This window comes from Elusimicrobiota bacterium (assembly GCA_041658405.1).
In the GTDB taxonomy this organism is placed as follows: domain Bacteria; phylum Elusimicrobiota; class UBA5214; order JBBAAG01; family JBBAAG01; genus JBBAAG01.
The window spans coordinates 1-26,939 of record JBBAAG010000040.1; the positions used below are offsets into that span (position 1 = coordinate 1).

At 42.9% G+C, this 26,939-nt stretch carries 22 protein-coding genes and 1 riboswitch; of the genes, 2 read left to right on the plus strand and 20 right to left on the minus strand.

From position 1 onward, the window contains the following. Together WC955_07915 and purH are read right to left on the minus strand one after the other, a co-directional pair. On the minus strand, positions 1 to 726 hold a 726-nt coding region (locus tag WC955_07915), incomplete at its 3' end, for a phosphodiester glycosidase family protein (GenBank protein ID MFA5858978.1). Next, positions 647 to 2,209 (minus strand): bifunctional phosphoribosylaminoimidazolecarboxamide formyltransferase/IMP cyclohydrolase, encoded by a 1,563-nt coding sequence (purH, locus tag WC955_07920; GenBank protein MFA5858979.1) that lies wholly within the window; start codon positions 2,207 to 2,209, stop codon positions 647 to 649. The genes purH and WC955_07915, both read right to left, overlap by 80 nt. A 195-nt stretch (positions 2,210 to 2,404) precedes the next feature. Between purH and WC955_07925 the strand changes: the two genes are divergently transcribed. Both WC955_07925 and WC955_07930 read left to right on the plus strand, forming a co-directional pair. Beyond that, positions 2,405 to 3,430, plus strand: a complete 1,026-nt coding sequence (locus WC955_07925) for a hypothetical protein (GenBank protein ID MFA5858980.1) — start codon at positions 2,405 to 2,407, stop codon at positions 3,428 to 3,430. A 5-nt stretch (positions 3,431 to 3,435) separates the two neighbouring features. After that, on the plus strand, positions 3,436 to 6,831 hold the full coding sequence (locus WC955_07930) for an N-acetylmuramoyl-L-alanine amidase (GenBank protein MFA5858981.1): 3,396 nt from the start codon (positions 3,436 to 3,438) through the stop codon (positions 6,829 to 6,831). A gap of 5 nt (positions 6,832 to 6,836) precedes the next feature. Here WC955_07930 and WC955_07935 read toward each other — a convergent pair whose 3' ends face one another. From WC955_07935 to acpP, 18 genes are all read right to left on the minus strand, one after another. Further along, positions 6,837 to 7,895, minus strand: coding sequence for a DUF362 domain-containing protein (locus WC955_07935; GenBank protein ID MFA5858982.1), 1,059 nt, complete (start codon positions 7,893 to 7,895; stop codon positions 6,837 to 6,839). 9 nt (positions 7,896 to 7,904) lie between these two features. Further along, entirely contained in the window at positions 7,905 to 9,941 is a 2,037-nt protein-coding gene (gene ligA / locus WC955_07940; GenBank protein MFA5858983.1) for an NAD-dependent DNA ligase LigA, read from the minus strand. Further along, positions 9,928 to 10,410: a transcription antitermination factor NusB gene (gene nusB / locus WC955_07945; GenBank protein ID MFA5858984.1), complete on the minus strand. Its 483-nt coding sequence runs from the start codon at positions 10,408 to 10,410 to the stop codon at positions 9,928 to 9,930. The genes ligA and nusB overlap by 14 nt, the downstream gene beginning before the upstream one ends. Before the next feature lie 9 nt (positions 10,411 to 10,419). Beyond that, positions 10,420 to 10,890 (minus strand): 6,7-dimethyl-8-ribityllumazine synthase, encoded by a 471-nt coding sequence (gene ribE / locus WC955_07950; protein MFA5858985.1) that lies wholly within the window; start codon positions 10,888 to 10,890, stop codon positions 10,420 to 10,422. 17 nt (positions 10,891 to 10,907) lie between these two features. Next, positions 10,908 to 12,233 (minus strand): DegT/DnrJ/EryC1/StrS family aminotransferase, encoded by a 1,326-nt coding sequence (locus WC955_07955; protein MFA5858986.1) that lies wholly within the window; start codon positions 12,231 to 12,233, stop codon positions 10,908 to 10,910. Positions 12,234 to 12,314: 81 nt separating this feature from the next. Then, positions 12,315 to 13,541, minus strand: a complete 1,227-nt coding sequence (locus tag WC955_07960) for a bifunctional 3,4-dihydroxy-2-butanone-4-phosphate synthase/GTP cyclohydrolase II (protein ID MFA5858987.1) — start codon at positions 13,539 to 13,541, stop codon at positions 12,315 to 12,317. Further along, positions 13,538 to 14,185: a riboflavin synthase gene (locus WC955_07965; protein MFA5858988.1), complete on the minus strand. Its 648-nt coding sequence runs from the start codon at positions 14,183 to 14,185 to the stop codon at positions 13,538 to 13,540. Before WC955_07965 ends, WC955_07960 begins: the two co-directional genes overlap by 4 nt. Before the next feature lie 16 nt (positions 14,186 to 14,201). Then, on the minus strand, positions 14,202 to 15,311 hold the full coding sequence (ribD, locus tag WC955_07970; protein ID MFA5858989.1) for a bifunctional diaminohydroxyphosphoribosylaminopyrimidine deaminase/5-amino-6-(5-phosphoribosylamino)uracil reductase RibD: 1,110 nt from the start codon (positions 15,309 to 15,311) through the stop codon (positions 14,202 to 14,204). 79 nt (positions 15,312 to 15,390) lie between these two features. Then, a riboswitch (FMN riboswitch) is annotated at positions 15,391 to 15,541 on the minus strand. Positions 15,542 to 15,560: 19 nt separating this feature from the next. Next, complete coding sequence (locus tag WC955_07975; GenBank protein ID MFA5858990.1) at positions 15,561 to 16,319, minus strand: metallophosphoesterase family protein; 759 nt, start codon at positions 16,317 to 16,319, stop codon at positions 15,561 to 15,563. A gap of 4 nt (positions 16,320 to 16,323) precedes the next feature. Beyond that, positions 16,324 to 17,076, minus strand: coding sequence for a WecB/TagA/CpsF family glycosyltransferase (locus WC955_07980; protein ID MFA5858991.1), 753 nt, complete (start codon positions 17,074 to 17,076; stop codon positions 16,324 to 16,326). 18 nt (positions 17,077 to 17,094) lie between these two features. Further along, positions 17,095 to 20,721 carry a chromosome segregation protein SMC gene (gene smc, locus WC955_07985; GenBank protein ID MFA5858992.1) on the minus strand — a complete coding sequence of 1,209 codons (3,627 nt, stop codon included), beginning with the start codon at positions 20,719 to 20,721 and terminating at the stop codon, positions 17,095 to 17,097. Between the two features lie 230 nt (positions 20,722 to 20,951). Beyond that, positions 20,952 to 22,166, minus strand: a complete 1,215-nt coding sequence (locus WC955_07990) for an electron transfer flavoprotein subunit alpha (protein ID MFA5858993.1) — start codon at positions 22,164 to 22,166, stop codon at positions 20,952 to 20,954. 21 nt (positions 22,167 to 22,187) lie between these two features. Continuing rightward, entirely contained in the window at positions 22,188 to 22,622 is a 435-nt protein-coding gene (locus WC955_07995; GenBank protein ID MFA5858994.1) for a response regulator, read from the minus strand. Positions 22,623 to 22,639: 17 nt separating this feature from the next. After that, positions 22,640 to 23,425 carry an electron transfer flavoprotein subunit beta/FixA family protein gene (locus WC955_08000; GenBank protein MFA5858995.1) on the minus strand — a complete coding sequence of 262 codons (786 nt, stop codon included), beginning with the start codon at positions 23,423 to 23,425 and terminating at the stop codon, positions 22,640 to 22,642. Beyond that, a complete protein-coding gene (locus WC955_08005) occupies positions 23,426 to 24,595 on the minus strand; it encodes an acyl-CoA dehydrogenase family protein (GenBank protein ID MFA5858996.1) in 1,170 nt (389 codons plus the stop codon). Positions 24,596 to 24,630: 35 nt separating this feature from the next. After that, positions 24,631 to 25,296 carry a ribonuclease III gene (rnc, locus tag WC955_08010; protein MFA5858997.1) on the minus strand — a complete coding sequence of 222 codons (666 nt, stop codon included), beginning with the start codon at positions 25,294 to 25,296 and terminating at the stop codon, positions 24,631 to 24,633. After that, positions 25,289 to 26,533, minus strand: coding sequence for a beta-ketoacyl-ACP synthase II (gene fabF, locus WC955_08015; protein MFA5858998.1), 1,245 nt, complete (start codon positions 26,531 to 26,533; stop codon positions 25,289 to 25,291). The genes rnc and fabF overlap by 8 nt, the downstream gene beginning before the upstream one ends. A gap of 58 nt (positions 26,534 to 26,591) precedes the next feature. Then, entirely contained in the window at positions 26,592 to 26,834 is a 243-nt protein-coding gene (acpP, locus tag WC955_08020; protein MFA5858999.1) for an acyl carrier protein, read from the minus strand. Positions 26,835 to 26,939 lie beyond the last annotated feature (105 nt).

Consider the following 26,939-nt stretch of genomic DNA (forward strand, 5'->3'; position numbering starts at 1 on the left):
CACTACCGCGAGGATCAACTGTTTCCCATCCTGTGACACCCCGCAGGAAGTACGAGGATGACGTTGAGCGAGGTTACTGCCGTTATATGTTTGTATCGCAGCTAAAGTTCCGCTGGTAACTATAACAGGCTTCCCGGAAACAATATTCCATCCCTCTCCGCAGTTGTCAGGTTTATTTTTTAGTATAGGAACTAGGCTCGTATGGTTCATGGAATCAATCACAAGCGTGTATGTTTTCCGGCTGGGCTTACCGTATTCATAATTACAGGTAGTCCACTGTATACCGTTTGACACGCACAGCCCGGCTGCTGAATAAAACGGATACTTAGCATTCGCAGTGGTCTCGTGGAGTTTAAAAAAATCGCCGTTTACTGCGACCACGCATTTTTGCAGGTCCGCAAACGTTGATACTTGACAACGTTTTTCAGGCTCAGGAGTTACATAAAACTCGAGGTTAGGATTGTTTAAGTCAATAACCACGGCGTAGATATCAAACGGCTCCGTGGTTGTACGGTGAAGATACTTAACTCCGGGATACGGATATTCCCATATATCTTCAGCATTAACAGTAATACACAAAAATACAAGAAGTAGAAGTACGTACACGAATATTTTGTGTATTTTATAACCCCGGGAACCCATTAAATTAATGCCTGAAATGCCGTATACCGGTAAATACCATTGCAATCCCAAGTTCATCGCATGCATCGATTGACAACTTATCATTGATACTCCCACCGGGTTGGATAATAGCTTTCACCCCTGATTTTGCTCCTGCACGGACAACATCATCAAACGGGAAAAACGCGTCTGATGCCAACACTACCGGCTGTGAGACCGGATACTGTACTGACATTTTATCAATTTGACTCATTTTTGATACCGCAATATTTAATGAATCAATCCTTGACATCTGTCCCGCACCAATACCAATGGTTTGGGTACCCATTGAAAGGATTATGGCGTTGGATTTAACGTTTTTACTGACAACCCACGCGAATTTTAGTGAATCGAGTTCCTCTTTTGTCGGCTGGCGTTTAGTAACAACTTTCAGGTCATCAAGCCCGATCAACGTATCCTTCCCCTGTACCAGCATCCCTCCGGAGATCAGCCGATAATCTATAAGTTTATGTACATCTTTTTTTGGTAACGCGAGTTCCAGTACACGTAAATTTTTTTTCTTTGCAAATACGGTTTTTGCAGCGCCATCAATCTTTGGAGCAATAACGCATTCTACGAATATCTTAATAATTTCTTCCGCAGTTGCAGCATCTACTTCACGGTTAAACCCCAGAATTCCTCCAAACGCGGATACAGGGTCGCAGAGTAATGCTGATAAGTACGCGGATTTAAGGCTTTTAGCAACTGCCACACCACACGGGTTGTTATGTTTTACGATCACACAGGCAGGTTCTTCGTATTCATTTACAATACTCCATGAAGCTTCCAGATCAAGGTAATTATTGAATGACAACTCTTTCCCTTGCAGTTGCACAGCATCAGCCACGCCGTTACTCATTAACCCCACCCCGGCTGATATTTTGTATAACGCACCTTCCTGATGAGGGTTCTCACCGTAACGCAGTTTCGCCTGGCGTTTGATACCGATTGCTATCTCAGACGGAATAACATTATTTTCGGTGAAGTAACTGCTAATAACCGAATCATAGTACGCAGTATGACGGAATGCTTTTGCCGCTAATTTTTTGCGGTACTCACGGTCAAGCTTCCCTGATTTTAAAAGTTCTGATGTTTCAATATAATCCCCTGCGTCACACACAATAGTAACGGACTCAAAATTTTTTGCTGCTGCACGTAAAAGTGTTACCCCTCCAATATCAATATTCTCAACAGCATCAGCTTCACTAACCCCTAATTTTGAAACAGTTTTCTCAAACGGGTAAAGGTTGCATACCACAACATCAATCAGCGCGATCTTATGCTTCGCAAGTTCAGCTAAATGTTTGTCATTACGTTTCGCGAGTATCCCCCCGAATATCCGCGGGTTCAACGTTTTCACACGCCCATCAAGGATTTCAGGGAAGCCCGTAACGTCATCAATCTTTGTAACTGCCACAGAATTAGCCGCTAACTCTTTCGCCGTCCCGCCGGTTGAGATTATGTTGTACCCCAGTGCGGTTAATTCTTTAGCAAACGCTACAACCCCGGTTTTGTCTGACACACTAATAAGCGCGAACTTTTTGTCCATAAACAATACTGTTCCTTTCATTCAATTCAATTTTAAAAAATACAACTTTTTATTGTTAACCTTTTGAATATTATACTTATATGTATAATTTTAAGCAAAAATATTTCAGGGAACAATAATCTGGTTTTCTTCGTCATACTAATTATGTAAAATGTATTAATTATATTTTTTGATATGTTTAGGAGGATGTACACATTGAATAAAATTGTCATGACTCTATCCGCTATTACAGCATTATTATTATTACCCGCCGCACCCTCGTCGTTTGCACTAGAACTTACTAAAACTATTCCGTTAACTTCAGGTAACGAATACTGTATGGGTGCGGTATTTTCCCCGGACGGCACAAAAATTTCTTTCAGCAAGTCCAGTTATAACGGCCTGTATGTAATGAACCTTGACGGTACGGTAATACAAAAACTTACTGATGAACCCGCTGCGGGTTTCCGTGCGGCATGGTTACCGGACAGCAAATCAATAATTTACCGCGCGAATACACTTGACACTATGGGGCGCATAGACTCCCGTGCGGTGAAGGTAGCAGAAGTAAGTACCGGCAAAAAAATAAGTGTAATTTCTGGCGTTGACTGGGTAGCATTACCCGGGTATTCCGAAAGTAAAGGCATAGTTTACTCTTCCAATGGAAAACTACAGCAGTCAACAAAACTCATAGCTCAGGCCGGTATGAAATACGCACCTTCTATAATAACAAACGAGGATCTTAACGCCAACGCAATAACCCAGACACACGATGGTACTAAACTTATCATAGAAGATGATAACGGGATAAGCGTAACTGATACTGACGGTACCAACCGCAAAACTGTTGTGCATAACGGCGAGAACGACCTTGCATACGGCGTAAAACTTTCTCCGGATGGAACAAAGTTTTTGTATCACAACAACGTAGGTGCTGCAGTACACCTGTATATAACCTCGCTTGATACACTAAAAACACTAGATTGCGGGCAAGGATTTGACGGCACATGGATGCCGGACAGTAACCGCATAATGTTTTGTATTGCAACAAACGACGGGTATGATTATACTGATTCAGCGTTTTATATTATTAGTGCGGATAATACAAACCGTGAAAAAGTAATACTCCCGGCTGACGGGCAGATACGTCTTTACCCCGCGATTGCACCGGATAGCAAGTCGGTTATATATACCGACCACAGTACCGGCAAAATTATGCTAAGCGTATTGAGGGAGAAATAATATCTATGAAAAACAATATTTTTAAACCCTGGTTATTAACATTATCATTAGCAACACTGTTTATATCCCCGCAACTATGCACCGCAAAAAAAATATTCCTTAATCCCAGCAACCAAACCAATAACTCTGTCTGTGGCGGCGGGAACGAAGCGCAGTACGCCTTATTATGCGCAAATAAAGCTGCGACAAAGTTACAAGCAAAAGGCCATACCACAAAAGTCCTTCAGGCATTTGACGGCGTACCTACGCAATCCAACACCTGGGGTGCGAACGCGTTTATTAGTATGCACACCAACGCGTACAAAGGCGGGTGTACAAGCGCAGCAGCCGGGATCGCAACATTCTATAACGCAACCTCCAAAGCGTCGGATATAGCTATCTGCAAAAAAGTACAGCCTGAACTTGTTGCATGCATGAAACTATCCAATAGAAGCGGGTGCATTGACTGGTTTGGCAAGAATTTGTATGTACTCAGCGGCCTCACCGCCCCGGGATGTTTAGAGGAAGCATTGTTTCACGACCATACCACAGAAGCTGCGATCCTGCGTTCCAGTACAGGGCAGGAAAAAATTGCATCCAGTGTCACTAACGGGATACAATCATATTTTGGTCTAACAAAAATTCCCTGTACAGAAAGTACAACCACCCCGGCTTATAAAGCAACGTATGTAACCAAAAGTTTTCCCGCAACAATGATCAGTGGCACTACTGCACAAGCATATATTGAGTATACAAACTCAGGAACAGCCTCATGGACATCAAGTACGCGGTTAGGTACTACGCAAGCGCGTAACCGCGCAAGTTCGTTCTACAATTCAACGGACTGGCTTTCTTCCTCCCGTCCTACAGCGGTTAACGCAACAACCGCGGCAAATGGTACGGGACGGTTTACATTTATACTAAAAGCACCAATAGTTACTGTATCAACTAAATACACCGAATACTTTAATCTAGTCCAGGACGGCACTACCGTGGTATGGTTTAGCGACCAAGGCGGCCCTGCGGATAATATAGTATCACTAGCTATCACAGTACAACCAGTCCCCGTGGTACAGACTGTAGTTAAAGGTTATGTTTATAATGCCAGTAACGCATTAGGCAATGTTGCGGGTAATAGGATTGCCGGTGCAAAATGCAACCTCACCGGTGCAGCAGTAAATACTGCGTATACTGACGCAAACGGGTTATACACAATCACCGATACCGCTGCGGGTAGTTATACTCTCACAGTATCATCCACTGGATTTTTGAATAACAGCAAACAATTTACTGTTGTAGCAGCAACTACCAACTGGATAAGTTTGGGGTTAAACTTTGCTATCGCTGGGGATACCACTCCTCCGCTAGTACCTGCCTTAGCAACCCCGACGAACAGTGTTACACTTACTTCAGTGACAAACATCGCATTCGACTGGGATACCGTTACTGACCCAAGCGGTGTAATGTACTCCTTACAAGTAGACAAAACCAACGATTTTAGTGACCCTGAAATTGAACTACTGTCATTAACGAATTCACAGTACATACATTCTTCAACACTTCATAATGGTACATATTACTGGCGGATAAGCGCTGTTGACGGTGCAGAAAATGATAGTGGCTGGAGCACATCACGCGTGTTCTACATAGACCAACCAGACTCACTCCCCCCGGTAAACCCAACCACCTGTTCCGCATGGAGTGACGAAACAAAAGCTGTAAGTTTACCTAACAATATTGCGCAAAGTATCAGCACGATTGCGTATTTTGAATGGGCTGGAGCAAGCGACCTAGCCAGTGGTGTATACGGTTATAGCGTATACTGGGGTACCGAACCTAACGGCGACCCGGGAACTTCGAATGTACAAACTGATAATACTTATAAAGTAACAACCCCGGTCGCAAACGGCAGTGTTTACTACTTGCGTATACGCACGCGGGATAATAAAGGTAACTGGTCCGCAGCTGACACAATGTATACGTTCAGATACAATATCAACGCAACAGGGCTAACGATAAGTAACATATCGGTATTACCCAGCAGCGGCATTTTTTCCCCGAACGGCGATGGCGTTAACGATGCAATTACAGTTAACTACACGTTATCCGATACCGCAAATATAACGCTTAAAATATTGAACAACAACGAATTAGTCCGTACTATCCTAAACTCTGTATCGCAGTCAACCGGGCAACACAGCGCGCAGTGGGACGGAAAAGATAATAACGGTTTGACAGTTACCAGCAGGCCGTATACGTTCCAGGTAGAAGCGTATAATAACACTTCCGTTGCCCTGCCAAAAACCATACGTGTTACGGTAAACAACAGTAGTAACACTATCACCGGCCCAGTGATCGCGTATACTCCGACATTGAGTATTGTTGGTATACATAACGACAACATAAACATTTCATGCGAAGTAACCCCCAGCAGCGCCACGGAAGTTACAGAAGTATATATACGTTACCGCCTGAACGATGGCACTTCGTGGAACGAATGGCAGAACGTGTACACAAACAATTCTGAAGGCAATACCTATACCGGCGATATTCCCGCTGATAAACTCACGAGTGCTGTTAAAGAAGTAGAGTACTGTATCGGCGCGATTGACGATAACGGCTGGGATAGTTACAGCGACCTACAGTCTATAAAATTAGGTTCCAGCAGCGAAAAAGTAATTAATACATACGGCGGAATTATTAAACTTATTGACGGTAACCCTCAAGACGGAGACGCAAAGATAATAATTCCTTTGGGTGTAGTTTATGATACCACAAAGTTTGTATTAACGCAACGCGATATCCGTACTGTCCCGTGGATTGAAAACAATTATTTAGTAGACGGAAATAATGTCTTACCGGTTGCTGCCTACGAAATTACTACTACCAACGGTACCACTACTTTTGACAAGCCTATAACACTCAACTTCCTGTACTTTGACCTTGACAATGACGGGTTAGTTGATTCTACAAACACGGATGAACACAACCTTGGTATCTTCTGGCATGACGGTAACGAATGGCGATACCTCGGCGGGAAAGTAGATACTGACACTAACGTTATCTCTGCAACCGTGAATCACCTGACTTTATTCGGCGTATTCCCTGTAAAAAATATTGAACTATCCGCAAGAGACTATGCCCCTAAAGAAAAAGTTATTACACCAAATAGCGACGGTAAAAATGATTATGCTATGTTCAACGGATTACAAAACTATTTCACAAGCATCTCAGCTGATAGTACTGAAAGTAAAGAAATACGGGTTTATAACATTTCCAATATGCTAATCCGCATACTTACAGATACAGATATGTGGGACGGCAAAAACAGTAATGGCGAATACGTTGAGAATGGCGTATATATCTACCAATACGTAGTTAAAGGCCAGTTAGCTTCGGGTACGGTTGTTATTGCAAGATAAGATATTTATAATATTTTAAGTTCATACTTATCGCTACCGAGCCCGCATTTAGTTGCATACTCAATATTATGTTTCCAGTTAATCTCAGGCCATATTTTGTTAAAAAAATCATACCCCACGGTTTTGTTTAGAACCTCAATCGCTGCGAGGTCAACTGCCACGGGATCCGTCCCTGCGAGGATACCGACATCCGGCGCAACCGGCCCTTCTTTTGTAGGGTAACAATCACAGAACTTTGTAACAAAGTTTATGTAGTTAATATAAAACATACGCTTATTTTTTACAGCACCACAGGCATACTCCACCATTTTTTCCTGGCAGTTGGTAACAGATTCCGACCATTTTATACTGATAGCTTTATACTTCCCGCAAGCAAGGATACACTCTCCGCAGCCAATACATTTTCTTGGATCGATAAACGCCTTAACCTTCCCGTTTGAGTTTGGTTTCATCTCAATCGCTGAAGCGGGACACCATTTAACACAGCTTTTGCAACTGGTACACAGCGCTGTATCAACTTCAGGTTTAAGATCGTTGTGCATCTCATACTTCCCCGCGCGTGCTGCGCAGCCCATTGCCAAGTTTTTTATTGCCCCGCCAAACCCCGAGATCTCATGCCCCTTTAAATGGCTTAACACAACCATAGAATCGGAATAATGAATATCATGCGCAACTTTTACATTCCTAAAATGTTTGAGGTTAACCGGTACTTCTACATACGAATTCCCGCGTAAACCATCAGCAATAATTACGGGACACCCGTAGGTATCATAACTAAACCCATGCTCATGCGCGACTGTAAGATGAGACGGCGCAACAGCGCGCTGGCCAACGTATATCGTACATGCATCGGTAAGAAACGGCTGCGCTTTCAAATGTTTAACCGTATCAACCACAGGTTTTATAAATTCAGGTTTTAAGTATCCTTTATTATTTTTCTCACCAAAATGTACTTTTAGGGCAGTGAGGTCGCCTTCATGTATAGTATCCGCGATCCCTGCAGTATTTATTAATTCACCGATTTTTTCAAGTTCACTAATTTTTATGAAATACACATTCACCATAGCTACTACTTACCCTTCTTTATTCTTTAACTTAACAAACTCTTCTTCCGTTAATATCTTTACTCCTAACAACTTCGCTTTCTCATACTTACCCCCGGGATTATCCCCGACAACAACGTAATCAGTTTTCTTTGATACCGACGATACCGCTTTCCCCCCTAACTGCTTAATAATATCCTCTGCGTCAGTACGGCTGAACTTTGTGAGCTCACCGGTAAATACTACAGTTTTACCGGTAAACAGCGTTTCTGTAGCGGAGACAACTTTTTTTGGTTCATCCATCCTTAACCCCGCAGTACGTAGTTTATTGATTAGCACAATATTTTCGGGTGCACTGAAGAACGCACATAACGTCCCGGCAATCACCGGCCCGATATCCGGTATTGCGCTCAACTCTTCAGGTAACGCTGCGGTTAAGCGTTCCATATTCCCATACCTCTCAGCAAGCACCTGCGCAACCTTTTCCCCGACATGACGAACCCCAAGCCCAAAAAGTAAACGTGATAACGGCTGAGTTTTACTCTGTGTTATGGCATTAACAATATTCTCAGCTTTTTTCTCAGCGAAAAGGTCAAGCATAAGAAAATCCTGTTTTTTCAGGTAATAAATATCTGCCAACGTTTTTACCGTACCCTTACGGACAAGCTGTACTGCCACAGCATCACCGAACCCTTCGATATCCATGGCTTCACGTTTAGCAAAATGAATAACCCGTGCTTCAATCTGCGCGGGACATGACGGATTGATACACCGGTAGGCAACCTCCTCCTCTTTTTCTTTAACTATAACTCCATTACATTCAGGGCATTTTGAAGGTATAACGATCTTCTGCGTATTTTTTGACCCGTTACCTAATGTTTTAATAACTTTAGGGATAACATCCCCTGCGCGTTCAATCAAAACTTTATCCCCGATTTTTATACCTAACCTCTTAATTTCATCGAAGTTATGCAGGGTTGCATTCGAGATTGTCACTCCCCCGACTTTGATAGGGGAAAGTTTTGCTACCGGCGTGATGATGCCAGTACGGCCAACCTGGAATTTAACGTCATTAAGTACTGTGGTCCCCTGTTTTGCAGGGAATTTATACGCTACCGCCCAGCGCGGTGACTTCATTGTTTCCCCAAGGATCCCGCGTTGCGTGAAGTCATCAATCTTGATAACCATACCATCAATTTCGTATGGGAGTTCATCCCGGTGTTCCTGCCAATACAAACACTGTTTTTCTATATCCTCAACAGTTTTACATATTTTATAATCATCCACAACCTTCAACCCCCAGGATGTGCACATACGCAAGAATTCTGTATGGCTTGCGGGGTTACACTTACTGTCTTCTATATTACCGAAAGAATGTACTTGTATCCTAAGCTTCCGCTGCGCAGTTACCTCCGGGTTTTTTTGGCGTAACGACCCAGCCGCAGCGTTTCTTGGATTTGCAAACAATTGAGTATCACCCTGGTTTTTTAATTGTTCGTTTATCCCCAGAAACTCTTTTTTGTTTATATAAACCTCCCCGCGGAGTTCCAGTTTACCTTCGGGAACCGGTGTTTGACTACCGGAAAGAACAAGAGGTACGCTGCGTACAGTTTTTAAATTAAGCGTAACATCCTCACCGGTAACGCCATCCCCGCGGGTTGCAGCTGAAAATAACTTCCCTGACTCGTAAGTCAACGCGCAACTAAGCCCGTCGATCTTATGTTCAATCACAAAGACAGGGTTGGTGTTAGCAGGTAAGCCATTTTTTACGCGGGTAAACCACGCACGGATTTCGTCAATATTATAAGTATTATCGAGTGAAAGCATACCCTTCGCGTGGGTAACAGGCTTGAACTCCTGTGATACCCCTCCGGAAACGCGCTGGGTTGGAGAATCAAGGGTTAAAAACTGCGGGTATTTAGTTTCCTGGGAACGTAGTTCTTCAAGCAGTGCATCATATTCTTTGTCCGAAATATCGGGTTGGTCAAGGATGTAATACTTATGATCCGCCGCACGTATTTTTTTGCGTAACAATTCAATATGTTTTTGTATATCACTGCTGCCCATTTATTGTACCGTTATCAATAACAACCTTATCTTCGGGTTTACTCCCGCGTACAGCCTTCACTTTATCGAGAATACCGTTGACAAACTTACTGGAATCATTAGTAGAAAACTTTTTCGCAAGTTCAACCGCTTCATCAATCACAACATTTATAGGCACATCAAGCAAAGTCATAAATTCACAGATTGCCATCCGCAGGATACACCGGTCCACGGTAGCCATACGTTCAATCTCCCAGTTTACCGCGTATTTGCGTATCCATTTATCAATGAGTTCCATATTCTCAACCGTACCTTTAACGATTGACACAGTAAAATCAACTGTTTTCTGATCCATAACATGCGTTGTATTCTCCGGATTTTGATGAAATGAAAACACGCACTTGATCGCTTCTTCAAGTTCGATATCACACACGTCTATTAGATAAACAATCTGTAACGCGCACTCCCGCGCGTCCCTACGGCTACCCATGTAAAATACTTACTTCCCCATTTGTTCCAATAAATTTACCAGTTCAATCGCGCTATCCGCAGCCTGAGAACCCTTATTCCCTGCCTTAGTTCCCGCACGTTCAATTGCCTGTTCAAGATTATCCGTTGTCAATACCCCAAAGGTTACGGGTATACCTTTCTCAAGCGCTATCTGCGCAATACCTTTTGATACTTCCGCAGCGATGTACTCATTATGAGGCGTATCGCCTTTAATGATTGCGCCAAGGCATACGATAGCGTCGTACTTCTTAGTTTCCGCAGCCTTCTTCGCAATTAACGGTATCTCAAACGATCCCGGAGTCCAAAACACATCGATATCTTTATCATTAACCCCGTGGCGGGTAAGTGAATCCACTGCACCTGACAACAATTTTGATGTAATAAACTCATTGAACCTCGCAACAACAACCGCGAACTTTTTATTTTTTGCTACTAAATCACCGGAAAAAGTTTTTACCATTTGTTATATCCCCTTTCCTAAAATTTGAACGTCAACCCCCAGCCACCAGCTTCATCCTGATCACCCTTATCATCTTTCAGTAACTCTTTATGATTATCAACAACTTTTTTTACGGCATCAGCGTATTCAACCAAGATTTTTTCATTAAACTTTTTGAACCACGGTATCGAGAACACCTTTGACTGTAACCCTTCCGCTACAGGTAAAGACCCTATTGGCTGGATAACAGACTTATCGTTATTAACTATGCGTGTAGGCTTACCATGCCCGTAAACATCGATAGTATTAAACAACGGATGCACGTGTAACGCTTTATTACATCCCGGGTGAGAAGGAAACCCTTCCGCACGGAGTGCTTCACAAAAACGTGAAATTGACAACCCATCAATTTCTTCCTTGCGGTACAACCCACGGGCATTATACCACCCGCCCATAGTTGACCCGGAACCTTTTACCGGGCGATGCGCGTGTATACCCGGAACGCCGTAGAGACGATCCCAGAAAAAATTCATTGCTTTATCAATCTCCGCGGTCTCCGCACCGTACTTCTTTAATTGCGCTAATCCCACGGCTGCTGACATTTGGTGCATACGGTACTTATACCCGCCCCAGGGAATACCTTTCCCAGCTTTTAAATAATCAATCGTTAACTCCTTATGCCGTTCATAGAACCCGAACGTAATTGCGCGTTCATAAATCTCACGGTCATCTGTCAACATAATCCCGGCTTCACCGATAGCAAACGCTTTACCCGACATTAAGGAAAACCCGGATGCATCACCAAATGAACCAACAATTTTTCCTTTGTACAACGACCCATGAGCGTGTGAAGCATCCTCAATAACTTTAACCTTATGCTTCTTCGCAATTGCGAGTATAGCGTCCATCTCAGCCGGGTATCCGATATAATGCACTACGATCACAGCCTTAGTTTTTTTTGTGATCTTACGTTCAAAATCTTTTGGGTCCAGGCATAATGTAGTAGCGTCAATATCCGCAAAAACAACTGTCGCACCGAGTGAGTACAACGATAAACATGACGCCCAGTATGTGATTGACGGGCAGATAACCTCGTCACCCACCCCGATCCCCGCACCGTAGTATGCGCACTGCAGCGCTGCGGTACCGTTATTCGCGCCAACCGCGTACTTCATCCCATGCCACTTCGCGTACTCATCCTCAAACTTTTTTGTTACATCCGAACCTGACATTGCACCGCGGCGCAGGACGTCAAGTACATTATCTTCCATTTCTTTATTGATTATAGGCCACTTCGTCATCTCCGGCGGTAATGGAGACGTCTTAACCGCTTTTTCCCCGCCTAACAATGCTAGTTTTGACATACCAAATCCTTCCTCCTAATCCTAAATTCAAATGTTAACTAAACAATAAATTATACTATATAATACTGAATGTAAACCTTATTAACGTTCCAACTTTAACATATGCCCGAGTTTTTGTTTTTTTGTGTTAAGATACTTTTTTGCTAGTTCGGTCTTCGGCACGATCTCTAACGGCACCCGTGCATTAATTTTTAACCCATAACCCGATAGCCCCGCGATTTTACGCGGGTTATTAGTTATAAGATTAATTGAACTCAACCCAAGATCACAAAGAATCTGTGCCCCAATCCCGTACTCCCGCAAGTCAGCCGGGAAGCCTAGTTTTAGGTTAGCCTCGACGGTATCATACCCTTTATCCTGGAGGCGGTAGGCATGTATCTTATTCATCAACCCAATCCCTCTCCCTTCCTGGTGCATATAAAGTATCACCCCGCATCCCGCGGAGTTCACCATACCCATAGCTTTATCCAGTTGTTCCCCGCAATCACACCGTGTTGAATGAAACGTTTCACCCGTGAGGCACGCTGAATGCACACGGACAAGGACATTATGTTTCCCGCGAACATTCCCTTTTTGTAATACAACATGATGCTCTTTCTTTAATACATCTTCATATACGCATATATTAAACTCACCGTACTTCGTAGGTAACTTACTCTCCGCTACACGCCGGATAAGTTTTTCGTTATTCCTGCGGTAAGTGATAAGCTCTGAGATTGTCGTAATTTTTAGCCCAAACTTTTTAGCGAACCTTACAAGCTGCGGCATCCGTGCCATTGTACCGTCATCATTCATAATCTCGCAGATAACGCCTGAAGGGTATAACCCCGCAAGTTTTGAGAGGTCAACCGCAGCTTCAGTATGCCCCGCGCGGACAAGTACCCCGCCTTCCCGGTAACGTAACGGAAATATATGCCCGGGTTTCACAAAATCTAACGGTTTTGACTTTGAGGATATTAATGAGTGCACAGTTTTTGCGCGGTCATACGCCGAAATCCCGGTGGTAACCCCGTGTTTTGCATCGATTGATACGGTAAACGCAGCATCACGGTGTTCGGTGTTATGTTCAACCATTTGACCGATCCGTAGTTCATCAAGCCTATTCCCGGTGATTGCGATACAGATAAGGCCGCGTGCATTTTTTGCCATAAAGTTGATGGATCCAGGGGTAACCTTCTCCGCAGCAACAATAATATCGCCTTCATTCTCGCGGCCGGGATCATCGGTAACAATCAACGGTTTGCCTGACCTATAAATTTCAACCGCTTCTTCGGTTGTTGCAAATACATTAGTACCATTTTTTTTCATAGAAACCCTTCGTCTTTAAGTTTATCCCATGTAAGCTCTTTTTTCATAAAAAAGTCTGTATTATCATGTTTTACAATGTTCGCAAGGTATTTTATCAGGATGTCCGGCTCAAGATTAACCGTATCTCCCGCTTTTTTACGTTTTAACGCCGTATTTTCTAGTGTATGAGGGATAATCACAACAGAGAACTTACCTGGAGACACATCAACAACAGTAAGGCTTATCCCATCCACCGCGATACTGCCTTTAGGGACAAGATACTTCCCAAAAGTGTCCGGACATATAAATTCGTACTTAACCCCGGATGGCAGGGAGGATACTTTAACAATCTGTGCGGTAGTTTCGATATGCCCGGTAACTATATGCCCGCCCATACGGTCCGTAGGCAATAACGCGCGTTCGGTATTCACCGTATCACCAGGCGCCAATCCACCGAGGTTACTGCTGGAAAGCGTTTCTGTAGAAATATCAAATTCCAAATGTGTATCGTTTACGCCTTTAACTTCCTGCCCCGTAACCGTGAGGCACACACCATTAACTGTAACACTTTCCCCGGGCTTAACATCCTGATACCCACAGGTAACTGTCAGTTTATTAAGACTAATACCTACTACGATACCTGGTTTTACAATACCTGTAAACATAAATAGTAATTACCTTTCAAAACCTTGATTTAATAAGAATATCCTGCCCAATACGTTCAATAGAGGTAAACTTAACAATAGGCGCGTATTGTATTTTAGACACCCCAACGCCTTCCACCGGCGTTTTAGCATTACGCCCGCCAACAATCTTTGGCGCTATGAATGTCCACATTTCGTCAACCACATTATCTTCTAAAGCAGCAGCGTTTGTCTCGCCTCCACCCTCAATTAATAATGTATTTACATTAATTTCAAACAGTTTCTTAACAATATCCTTGAAGTTTATCCTGTTTTTATTTGATTTACAAGGCTTTACAGGTATTATGGCAACACCTTCACGTCGAGATAGCCTTATAGCATTATTCAAGTTAGGATTACCTGTGCTTTTAGTGATAATAACCGTTTTTGCTTCATGGTTAAAAATATTCAGTGTGTTATAGTGTTTAACACACTTTAGATGCGGATCCACAATTACGCGGACAGGGTTTTCGCCTATACTATGAGCAGTTATCCACGGGTTGTCCACAAGTACTGTATTAATCCCCACAAGCACAGCATCAACCCGGGAACGCAGCTTATGAACGATGTCCCGGGATTGATCCGATGTTATCCACTTAGAGTTGTTTGTGAAGGTTGCAATCTTACCATCCAAACTCATTGCTGTTTTTAGGTAAACAAACGGCAATTTTTTAGTTATATTTTTTATGTATATTTTGTTTAATTCCCAAGCATTTTCACGCATCACGCCAACAACGCACTCAACCCCGGCTTTACGTAACACACTAAAACCTTTACAATTTACTTTAACATTAGGATCAGGCATTGCAGCCACTACTTTTTTAATCCCGGCACCTATAATTTGTGGTACACACGGAGGCGTACGTTTATCCGTATGACAGCAAGGTTCAAGGTTGACATACAAATCAGCGCCTCTGGCATCAGTACCTGCTTGTTTTAATGCATAAACCTCAGCATGCGGCCCTCCGCAATACCGGTGATACCCTTTTCCCACAATTTTACCGTTTTTTACTACCAAAGCAGCAACCTTGGGATTAGGCGCGACATTACCCCCGCTTTTTTCCGCTAAATCTATACATAAGGACATAAACTTTTCGTTTGTGTTCATACCAAATAAAAAACCCCTAGTGTTTCATACTTTATGATACCACCAGGGTTTACATTAATAAACCGAACTTGTTCTTACACCCTATCTTCTTTCATCCGGACTGCACAGTTAATACCTTATCCTGTTTAACTGTTAACACCGTCGGCACCTGAATTTCACAGGTTCTGTCTTAGAGACTCGCGGGCTATCACCGCCGGTTATGGACTCTCACCACAACCCTGAAGATATCTTTTATTATTATACAATACATCACTGCCCTAATTCAAGCCTGTTGATAAGGACTTCAGGTAATTTATACCCCCGCATTTTATCCTGTACCTTCTTAACATCGTATTCTACACGGAAACACGAAATTTCGCTGCTTTCAGTGTTGAACACCATACAACACGTCCGCCAATCCTCATCCCTTGGCTGGCCAACAGAACCGACATTAACAAAATGCTTGTATACTTTATCCAGGTTAAACATAGTAGTCCCGCTTTTTTGTGAGAGTTCACCCTGGTACGCAGTATCGTTCTCCTTATTTCTATCATACCTATAATGAAACGGCACGTGTGAATGCCCAACAAAACATACAAGTTGTTTCTTTATATGGCTGATATTAAACTTCATACGGTCAGAAGCAAGCAAGTACTCATCAATCGGCGATGACGGGCTTCCATGCACCATCATTATCAAGTCATCACTCCACATTTCCGGCAAGCTTTTTAAATACTCCTTGTTTTCCGGTGTCAAAATTTCACTGGTCCACGTGATTGCATGTTTTGCCGCCGGGTTGAACCAGTTAGGATCCTTCATCCCCACCGCCGCACGGTCATGATTACCCGCAACAATTTTTACGTTAGGAAGGTTGCGGATCATGTCAATACACTCATTAGGCTGCGGGCCGTATCCTACAATATCTCCGCAAAAAATGAAATCCTTTATCCCTGCGTTCCGGAGAAACCGCACAACGGTTTCCAGAGCGTCAAGATTACTGTGTATATCAGAGAACAACCCTATCCTCATAATTTTATCCGTTCCTGCCATATTTCCCGGTAATAACGTCAACAACCACTTTCCAGATGAAAACAGGCAAATCTTTCATCCTGGAAATTCTCCAGGGTTCGCGGTACAGGCGGTAAAGCCATTCAAGCCCGCATCTTTGCATCCATATAGGCGCCCTAGGTATTTTCCCAGAGAAAACATCAAAACTTCCGCCTATACCTATCATAATATTAACATTCAATATTTCACGTAACCGGTACAACCACAACTCCTGTTTTGGCACACCAAAACCTGCCAATAAAAACTGCGGTGCACAAGAATTAATTTCTTCAACAACCTTGTTTTCATCTTCCGGTTTGAAATACCCGTCACGGAACCCCGCTATCTTTAACGCAGGATACTTTGCTTTAATATTCCCCGCTGCTGCGGTTATCACCTCAGCGGTAGCGCCTATTAAGTATACAGAATAACCCATTTTTTCGGAAATATCAAATATTTTGTCTAACAAGTCTATCCCGGTAATACGCTGTTTAATGGGATACCCGTAAAGTTTACCGGCAATCATAATACCTACTGAATCCGGCACACTGAGATTTGCCCCGTGAATAGCCTGTGCGAGTTGTTTATCCTTCAATGCAGAGTTTATCATCAACGCGTTGGCGGTAACCACAAAAACCTTTTCCTTAACTTCGATTACCTTCCGGAAATAGCCGAGTATATCGTTGACACCGGCAATATCAACCGGCGTGTTGAGGATACTAACCCGCGGGAACGTCATTGCCACAGAATCAACGCATTACTCTTTGGATGCAACAGCCGGATCTTTTTGTTCCTGCTGCTCTGCCTGAACGGGTTCTTGCGTAACCACCTGCTGTTGTTCCTCTATGACAGGTTCTTCAGTAACAGGTTCTGTAACCATCTGCTGCATTTTTTGTTTATTAGTTGACACAAATTTTACGCTGATAATCTTTGTCACCCCAACTTCTTCACTGGTAACCCCGTAATATATATCCGCAGCTTCCATAGTTTTTTTGTTATGGGTGATAATAATAAACTGTGACGTCTTTGCGTATTCGCGTAACAGGTTCATGAACCTCAGTGTATTTGATTCATCCAGTGCAGAATCAGCTTCATCCATAATACAGAACGGTGCAGGTTTTACCATAAACAACCCGAACATCAACGCTATTGCGGTTAGAGAACTTTCCCCGCCGGATAACGACACAACTTCCTTAACCTTCTTCCCGGGAGGGCACGCTTTGATTTCAATACCGGTCTCCAACAAATTTTCTTCGTTTGTCAGTACAAGATCCGCCTCTCCGCCTTCAAACAAAGTGCGGTAAATATTAACAAAATGCCCGCGTACCGAATCAAACGTTTCCTTAAACTTTTCCTTTGTCGTAGTATTAATCTTAAAAATAATTTCCTGGAGGTCAGACTTAGCTTTTACAAGATCCTGCCTCTGAGCCTCGAGAAAGGTATACCTTGAATTAAGATTCTCGTATTCCTCCGGAGCAGCAAGGTTTACGTTACCGAATGAATCCACGCGTTTCCTCAGTTTTTCAACAGTCCCTGTAATCTCGTCAAGATACAACGGCTGCCCGTCCTTCGGCATTATCGGCTGGAAATATGCGGTACAAGTTTCTGGCGTGAGATTATATTTTTCTGAAAGCTCATTAACTATATGCGTAACCTCTCCTTTGGTATAACTTGCGTTGACATCAACACTATGCAACTCTTTCTGCAAGCGTTCACGTTCATGGCGTAACCCGCGAAGTTTACTTTCATTCTCCTGCATTTTGTTATACATCTGATTAACAGTTTCACGTGCACTCGCAATAGATTCCTGGATTACCGCCATTTGTTTATCAACTTCAACAATCGCAACTTCATTCTCCGCAACAACTTTTTTTGATTCTTCGATGATCAACTGCTGGCCGTTAATCTCGGTGTTTGCCCGTTCAATACTTTGCCTAACCCTCTGATGTTCCTGCTGATGAAACTGCTGTTCATTACTCCACCTCTGCCGGCGCTCATTATTTGCTACAAGCGATGCGTTTATCTCACCGGTCTCCCTCAACAATGTCAATTCATCAGTTTTTAAGGAGTCAAGTTTTATCTTTAATTCCGAAACTATCTTTGTTAACGCCTGTTCTTCAACCTTTAACGTATCAATTTTTTCTGTATTGGTACCCAAAAGTTTAACTGCGTTCCTCTGTTTTTCTTCGCTCTGCAAAATTTCTTTTGAGAAAACATCAAGTTCTTTCCCCAGGTATTCAAGTTCACCTGAAATCGTAGCTTTCTCGCTGACTAACACCATGCGGTCACTGTTAATCTTATTTATCTCCACACGTGTCTGGTGCAGTAAATCGTTAAACACAGAAATATCAGTTTCCACAATCCCCTGCCGTATTTCAAGTACCGTAATTGCTGCTGTATGCTGTTCATTTAAAAGCTTAGCTTCCTCAATCTGTCTTGCGATACTTAACGCACCCGTATCCTTTGGCAGGGTACCGCCGTATAGTATCGGCCCGTTCTCTACTAAAGTCCCTGCAGCCTGCTCAACCTTAAAATGCGTACCCAGCAAATATTTTAATACCGGCAAATACTTGTTATCGCACTTAATATTTTTGGCAAGCGAATTATCGAAGATATTAGAAAAAATATTTATCTTCTCAAGCCTATCCAGTAATATAAACGCCGCCCATCCTTCAGTAGCGCTGTTTGAAAGATACTCCGCCGCAGCTTTTGCGGCCTCCTGGTTCTCTGCGATGAAGTAATACATTTTTTCACCAAGGACTGTCTCCAATAACTTTTCAGTTTCCTTCGGTGCTTTCATAAGATTCATCAATGGCCCGTCAATCCCGGGCTGAGGATTATCAACCAACACTTTCGCTCCGGCACGCTGGGTCAACTGTTCTTCCTGCCATTGCGTAAAAACATCCGCCTGTGCTGTTAATGACGTTATCTGATGACGGTACTGTTCGATATCAGCCTTAATTAATTCTAGCATCTGTTGTGAAGATGTAAGAATAACATCCCACTGGTTTAACCGTGAACCAAGTTTTTCGAGTTCAGAATCTATCAAACCGATCCTACTGTTTAACTCCGTAAGTTTTGCAGTATAATCATTTTTTCTGGCTGCCGCCTGCTGAAAATCTTTTTCAATATTATTTTTCTCGATATTAATAGCCTGGAGATCAGACTGGTAATGATAAATATCATTTCGCAGGCCAGTAATCTGCTGAACCGACGCTAATTGTAACTCCTCCTGTTTTCTAAGTTCCCCTGATGTTGTGTTAACCTGCCGGGTGGTCCAACCAAGTACTTCAGTCTGCTTTTGATGTTCTGCAGTCAAACGAGTATGATCTTCTTCCAATACAACCTTCTGTTTAGAATGATCTTCTATCTGTTTTATTATGTACCCGAGTTCATCCGAAGCTTCCTTAACGATTCTGTTTAACTCGTTAATCTTAACCTCACCCGATAATATCTTATCTGCAGCATTATTTTTTGATGCGGTAAGTTTTGTTTGTTCCATGGATAGCGATGTTAAACCCATCAAGCATTTACTCAGTGAATCATCTGCCGCTTGTTTATCAACCGACATTTTTTGCTGTTCAGCTTCAAACGTATTGATTTCAGTAACATACTGCTGAAGTTCCTGCCCGAATTTTATCTGCTGATCTTCCAACAACTGTTTTTTACCGTTATGCTCATTATATTTATTCGAGAAAAGCGCTACTTCCCAGTACTTAAGCGATTCTTTTGCTGTATTGTACAGTTTAGCTTTCCGTGCCTGGTTATCGAGCGACTGTATCTGTGTTTTCAGCATAGAAAGAATATCATCCAGCCTCAACAAATCAGCATCCACGTGTTCAAGTTTTCTCAACGTTTCCTCGCGTTTAACACGGTATTTAGCAATACCACCGGCTTCCTCAATCAACAACCTACGTTCTTCAGGTTTGGATTTAAGGATATAATCCACTTTTCCTTGTTCCATCAATGAATACGAATCCGTGCCAACACCGGTATCAAGCAGTAGGTCACGTATATCTTTTAACCTGCACTGCGTTTTGTTAAGCGTATACTCACTCTCCCCTGAACGGTACAACCTACGCGTGATTTTTATTTCCGTAAAATTAATAGGTACTTTATGTTCGTTATTATCAAAAGTAAGGCTTACCTCTGCGAAAGATACCGGATGCCGTGTATCCGAGCCGTGAAATATAAGAGCTTCCATATCCTTTCCGCGTAAAGCATTAGCGCTTTGTTCTCCCAGAACCCACCGGAACGCATCAACGATATTAGACTTCCCGCACCCGTTTGGCCCGGCAATCGCTGAAATCCCGGGTGTAAATTCCAACACTGTTTTATCGGGAAACGACTTAAAACCGCACAACTCTAATGACTTTAAATACATTCTATGGTATCTCCTAAAAATTTATACAATTTAAATTCCATATATTAACATATATTGGTATTTTTTACTAAAAAACACCTTCTATTGTCAAGTCAAAAGAAAAATATTCCGACAGTTAATTATTTACCCAAAAAAATACTGTGGTTAGACAATAACAGGTGGTAATAAATGGAAAAAACTTTACTTGATTTATTGTAGAAGTTATAAAGTAATTTCACTGGTATTAAGGTTTACGCTTTTAACTGTTTAATCAGCTGAGGTATAATTTCGTATAGGTCACCTTGTATAGCAAAAGTCGCAACCTTCATCATCGGCGCTTCAGGGTCTTTATTGATTGCAACGATAATCTTTGATGACCCCATCCCTACGAGATGCTGTATTGCCCCGGAAATACCGCAGGCAATATATATTTTAGGCCCTACAGTGCGCCCAGTTTGTCCCACCTGATGAGAATATGGTATCCACCCGGCATCCACACATGCGCGGGAAGACCCTACTGCCCCGCCGATTGCTTTCGCAAGTTCTTCTATGATCTTAAACCCTTCTGGATTACCTAACCCGCGCCCGCCAGAAACAATGATATCCGCTTCAGACAGGTTCATAGTTTGGCTGGTATCTTTAACAAACTTTACAAACTGCGTGCGGATTTTAATATTTTGTATATCATACTTTTTGTCTATTATTTCGCCTTTACGATTATTTTCATATTCTGCACGTTTGAAGACTTTATGACGTACAGTAGCCATCTGCGGCCGGTGTTTTGGAGTAAGAATAGTTGCCATAATATTACCGCCGTACGCCGGGCGTGTCTGTAATAAATTACGTGTTTCATCTACATCAAGACCTGTACAGTCCGCAGTAAGCCCGGTCTCTATTTTTGCAGCAACACGGCTCGCAAATGAACGCCCGATATTCGTTGCGCCCATTAATACGATTTCAGGTTTTTCTTCGCGTACGAGCTGCGCCATAACTTCAGCGTAAGGTTCATCCTGAAACTCCGCAAGCAACGGGTCATCAATAACATACACTTTATCCGCACCAAACCGTGTAAGCTCTTCTGCTAGAGGTTTAACTTTATCTCCGAGAATGACAACTGCGAGATGAGTATGAAGCTTATCAGCCAACTTCCTGCCTTCTCCCAGCAGTTCATAGACAACCGGCGCAATTTCGCAACGCCGCTGCTCACCGTAAACCCATACTCCGCGGTAAGAATCAAAACCATCCATCTTAGCAACCACATCGCGTTCTATAACAATCGCATTAAACCGTTTACACGATTCTATACACGCACTGCAGTAATTACATTTCGCTAAATCAATGGTAGCGAGTTTAGTTTTTTTATTAGGATCCCCGCGGTCTACCATCGTTATTGCCGCTTGCGGGCATTCCTTTGAACACTTAGTACATCCGCTGCACTTATCCGCAAGAACATAAATTTTAGCCAATTTCCTACTCCTTCAATTAAATCAACTTTTTTTACTAAGAAGCTTCTCAACAATTCTTAATAGTTCAGTGAAATCAAACGGTTTATTAACGTACATATCAGCCCCGATATTTTCCGCCAAACCTTTATCATCATCCCTCGCCAACGCGGTGAGCATAATGATCTTCGGCTTCTTAAACCCATCAATCAATGTCAATGCTTTCACCAGATGATACCCATCGATCTTCGGCATCATAATATCTACTATTACAAGATCAGGCTTAAACTCCGGCGCTTTCTTAATTGCATCAAATCCATCGCTTGCAGAAAGAACATCATAACCTTCCGATTTAAAACGCAACTCAATTAATTCCAACAACGTTTTATCGTCATCAACAACCAGTATCTTTTTAAGCAATGCCTTATTGCTGCTTGCTTGCTTATTGTTCTTCTCTAGCACACCTCTTTTTTTTTGCATAATTTATGTTAAACCGTTTATATCACCTGAAGTTCTTTAAGTTTCTGTACCAACAGTTTTGCCTGTTCTTCAGGCTCACCACAAATATTTTCGCCGCCTTTTCTCGGGGGCGGGCTAAACACTTTCTTTACCTGTGTTGGCGACCCTGCCATCCCAAGTTTTTTTATATCCGCCAAAATATCCGCTGCAGTCCATTTTGTAACAACCGCTTTTTTCGCTGCGATCTTACCTTTTAACGACGGTAACCGCGGAGTATTAATTTCTTTCACTACTGTTATCAGGCACGGCAGCGGTAAGTCAATAATATCCGACCCGTCTTCCATCATACGTTCAACAGTCAGTCCCGTGGCATCAGCTTTATCAATCTTACGCACGTAAGACACATGCGGGATATCAAGTTTCTCGGCAACACCCGGCCCTACCTGTGCGGTATCACCATCCACTGCCTGTTTTCCGCAGATAATCAAATCTACTTTCGGTAATTTTTTTATAGCCATTGCGAGAGTATACGATGTCGCCAAGGTATCAGCCCCGGCAAACGCGCGGTCAGTCAACAATACAGCATTATTCACCCCAAGTGCTATACTTTCCCGTAACGCTTGTTCCGCCTGGGGCGGCCCCATAGTAATTGTCGTGACTGTCCCGCCGGCGCGTTCACGTAACCTCAACCCTTCTTCAATAGCATACTCATCAAACGGGTTAATAATTGACTTTACACCTTCACGTACCAGCGTGTTGGTTTCAGGATTAATTTTTACATCCGTTGTTTCCGGCACTTGTTTTATCAGGACAACAATTTCCATTTACAATCCCTTCGCTGCAGCTTCCTTTATCAACGCTAACGCAATCTCGTTACGCTGAACCTGATTTGTTCCTTCGTATATCTGCGTAATCTTAGCGTCCCGCATCATTTTTTCTACGGGATACTCACGGCTGTACCCATACCCACCAAAAATCTGAACAGCATTAGTTGTCACTTTCATTGCGGTATCCGAACAGAACAGTTTCGACATTGCAGACTCTTTTGCGAACTTTTCAACTTTGCTCATATCCTTATCAATACCTTTACACGTAAAATATAGCAAACACCGCGCTGCTTCAACTTCAGTTGCCATATCAGCCAGCATATGCTGAATTGCCTGGAAATTAATGATCGGCTGCCCGAACTGTTCGCGTTTACGCGCATAGGCAATAGCTTCATCCAATGCACCGCCGGCGATCCCCAACGCCTGCGCTGCTACGCCAGGCCGTGAAGAAAACAATGTTTTCATCGCTACAATAAATCCCTGCCCTTCACGCCCAACCACATTTTCCTTTGGTACAACACAATCCTGGAAAATCAACTCGCGAGTCGGTGATGCGCGGATACCCATTTTCTTTTCCTTTTTCCCGAATGTAAACCCCGGCATACCTTTCTCAAGGACAAAACATGTCAGCCCGCGGATCCCTTTCGTAGGATTAGTTACCGCAAAAACTGTGTATACTTCCGCTTCACCCGCGTTTGTGATAAAACACTTAGTACCGTTCAGCACATACGCATTATTTTTCAATACCGCAGTAGTCTTCATAGCGCCAGCATCTGACCCTGCCATAGGTTCGGTTAACCCAAACGCAGCGAGTGATTTACCTTTAGCGATATTCGGCAGATACTTCTTCTTTTGTTCCGGGCTGCCATAGAGTACCAGCGGTAATGTCCCTAACGCCGTTCCTGCTACGCACAAAGCGATTCCACCGTCAACCTTAGCAATTTCTTCTACAGCAAGGATTAACGACAAAATCCCCGCACCCATACCTTCATATTCGGGTTCAATATACAACCCGCAGAGGTCAGCCTGTGCTATCTCTTTCAATATTTCCCATGGAAATTCTTCAGTCTCATCATAATGTTCGCGTATAGGTTTAATCTTTTCCTGCGCGATCCGCCTCGCGATATCCACGATCATCTGTTGTTCTTCTGTCAAGAAATAGTCCATTACAATCCTCCCATAGTTAACACTAATATTTTTCTTTAAAACTTACCCAAGGCTTCTCTTGCAGCGTTTTGTTCTGCATCCTTCTTATTTTTTCCCGCACCGATACCAAAAACTTTTTCTTCAATCTCCACTACCACAGTAAAAATCTTATCATGATCCGGCCCAGCTTCTTTTACCAGCTTATATACAGGTATTGTCTTGTACCTCTTCTGTGTCTCCTCCTGTAGTTTAGACTTATAATCCCGGGTAATAATCCTCTTCCTTGTTGATAGATAATCCGTGATAAACTTACTGGTATACCCAAAACCTTTATCTATATACATCGCACCGACAACGGCTTCCATTGCGTTTGACATCAACGACTCGCGTTCCCTCCCGCCGGTAAGTTCTTCGCTTGCGCTTAGGAACAAATACTTACCCAATTCATACTCTTTCGCCCATTCATAAAATGACTGCCGGGATACCAGTATTGACTTCAACTGCGACAATTTCCCTTCCTCGGATTCCGGATGATTTTGGTAAAGATAGGTTGCAACCACTAAAGAAAGCACGCTGTCTCCAAGAAACTCCAGCCGTTCATTCGAATATCCAACTTTTTTTTCTTCGGAGTACGACTTATGCGTCAACGCTTTCGCCAACAAAGCCTTATTTTTAAACCTAACCTTTAACCTTTTTTCCAGGTTATTCAGATCTTCATTCATTAAACTTTTTTATAATAAGCACAGCGTTATGCCCGCCAAACCCCAACGAGTTGGACAGCGCTGCATCAATATTATGCTGCCGTCCGGTGTTCGGAACGTAGTCAAGGTCTAAATCCGGAAGGTCCGGTGTTTCAAGGTTAATCGTTGGATGAACAAAACTGTTGTTCATACATAAAACACTGGCGATCAACTCAATCCCACCTGCTGCGCCTAACAAATGCCCGGCCATAGACTTTGTGGATGACACAGGTATCTTGTAAGCATATTCCCCGAACACCTTCTTTATTGCCGTAGTTTCTGTTCTATCATTTAACAATGTAGATGTTCCATGAGGATTAATATAATCAATATCTTCGGGTTTAAGTTCAGCATCCTCAAGTGCGCGCTGCATAGCCCGCACAGCTGCCTTACCACTGGGATCCGGAGCGGTAATATGATGCGCATCATCAGTTGCGCCATAACCCGCAACTTCCGCATAAATCTTTGCCCCACGCGTTTTCGCATGTTCAAGAGTTTCAAATACCAATATCCCTGCGCCTTCTGACATTACGAACCCGCTACGATTTTTATCAAACGGCCTTGATGCTTTTGTTGGCTGGTCATTCATCGTAGACAACGCTCCTAAATTCGCAAACCCAGAAACACCAAGCCGGGTAATCGGCGCTTCAGCACCACCGGTGATAACAACATCCATATCGCCATACCTCATATACCTCAACGCATCACCCATAGCATGCGCACCGCTCGCACACGCAGATACCGCCGCATAATTCGGCCCTTGACAACCAAAAGTTATTGCTACTTCACCAGAGGCCATATTAACAATAAATTTGGGTATTAAGAACGGGCTCACGCGTCTTGGCCCGCGGGTAGTCAACGCAATAACCTCATCTTCCATTGTCTGTAACCCGCCTGTACCGGAACCAATCATTACAGAACAACGGTCAGGATCTTCTTTTGAAAAATCAATACCCGAATCATCAACCGCATGTTTTGAAGCTGCAATTGCAAAATGTACAAACCGGTCCATCCTGCGTGCACGTTTTTTTTCGATGTAATTCTCGATGTTGAACCCTTTAACTTGCCCGCTGATTTTTACCTCAATATCCGAAACGTCAATCAAATCAGTATAACCAATCCCTGATTTTCCGGATTTAAGATTATTCCAGTATTCATCAAGTTTCATACCGAGACACGTGACAACACCCATCCCGGTAATTACTACACGTTTTTTCATAATAATGATATTCTACTATTAATTAGTACTTTAAACGAGAAATGTATAAAAAAACAGCTTACTTATCAGTAGCATGAGTTTTAATATACTCAATCGCCTGACCGACAGTCGCAATTTTTTCAGCTTCTTCATCCGGGATTTCGATCCCGAACTCTTCTTCCAACGCCATCACAAGCTCGACGGTATCCAAAGAATCCGCACCAAGGTCATTAACAAAATGCGCCTGCGGATTTACTTCTTCAGGTTTTACGCCTAACTGTTCAACTATAATCTCTTTCACTTTTTCTTCATGATTTGCCATAACTTTACAATCCTCCCTCAACCTTTAAAATATATACCTTTTTTACTTTAACTCACAACCCCTGCAACTTTATATTTAAAACAACTACTACATATACATCCCGCC